Below are 1,208 nucleotides of genomic sequence, written 5' to 3' on the forward strand. Positions count from 1 at the left end.
GGCAACTTCATTGAATTCTTTATGTGTATCAAGACCGATAAAAAGTATGCTATGTTTATTCATGTTAGCCTCTGCTGTTTAGTTAATTGACAAACTAATTATGGCTCTGGCTTTGAATTAAGCTAACCCACGAAAAGCGGAGGCTAACACCGTGTGGGAGTCATTATGTCTATGTGAAAAATTCTAAATCCTGACAGGGAGATAAATATGAAGTGTTTTGGACACTTGCAAGTGGATGCAATTGGTTTATGTAAGTCTTGTAGTAAAGCGGTATGTGCTGACTGCGTAATTGATACAGGTCGAGGACTTTGCTGTTCTGATATTTGTGTTACAGAGTTAAGCGAACAAAATCAAATAATTGATAAAAGTAAGCGAATTTATTCCATAGGTACTAAAGCACCTCTTATTCCAACTGGGCTACTAATGTACTTCTTTTTTGGTTTTACATTTGGTGGTTTTGGTGTATTTCAAACTATAAAAAACGGTTCACCCGAGTGGTTTTTGTTGGTAATGGGAACTGGTTTTTTAGTTGTTGGGGTATTAGCTTGGATTAAAAACAGAAAACTGAACTTAAATTGCTAAATTCACATAACAATACGTGCCAGTCGGACAGTTTGTTCCGTAGATCATTTTTGCATATAGCTACGCTAGCAAAAAGAGCCACTCCACAAACTGCCGCTGCACTCTGCGTTATATACGAAAGGGAATATGAAGCATTTATTTTTAATACTAATTTTTGCATTACTTACGGGATGTAACTCGACAAACAGTCATGTCATTTCGAGGCCCGTGATCTCTACAGTTAAGCCTTCAGAATTAATCAATGAATCGAAAGTTCCATCATGGGTTGTTAAAACTACTGAACTAATAGAATCTAACATGTATGTTTGTGATGTTTGTATAGGGCATAAAGTACAGGTTCATATAAATCTAAATGATTCAGGAGAGGTAACTTTTATGAAAGTTGTACGTTCTTCTGGAAATATAGAATTAGCTGACTCAGCACTTCATGCTATAACTAAAACTCAGCCATTTAATATTTCTATGCTTAATGGCGAAGATAAAGAAATAGTAAAGAACATTATTTTTACATTTGTTCCATAAAGCATATAACAAGCCATTGCAGTAACGGGACTGCTAACAGCTTGCTCGGTTCCGCTTCGCTTCACATTTTAGCAAGCTATTATCAGCCCCTGAATGGGGCGTTA

Annotated in this window: 2 protein-coding genes; both read left to right on the forward strand. The window is 36.3% G+C overall.

All coding sequences use genetic code 11. From position 1 onward, the window contains the following. The first annotated feature begins 207 nt into the window (after nt 1-207). Nucleotides 208-582: a hypothetical protein gene (locus tag BCG07_RS00130; protein WP_286887918.1), complete on the forward strand. Its 375-nt coding sequence runs from the start codon at nt 208-210 to the stop codon at nt 580-582. A 207-nt stretch (nt 583-789) separates the two neighbouring features. After that, complete coding sequence (locus BCG07_RS00135; RefSeq protein WP_286887919.1) at nt 790-1,104, forward strand: cell envelope integrity TolA family protein; 315 nt, start codon at nt 790-792, stop codon at nt 1,102-1,104. The last annotated feature ends 104 nt before the right edge of the window (nt 1,105-1,208 follow it).

Origin of the sequence: Pseudoalteromonas sp. ESRF-bin5, from assembly GCF_002632075.1 — a bacterium.
GTDB classification, from domain to species: domain Bacteria; phylum Pseudomonadota; class Gammaproteobacteria; order Enterobacterales; family Alteromonadaceae; genus Pseudoalteromonas; species Pseudoalteromonas marina.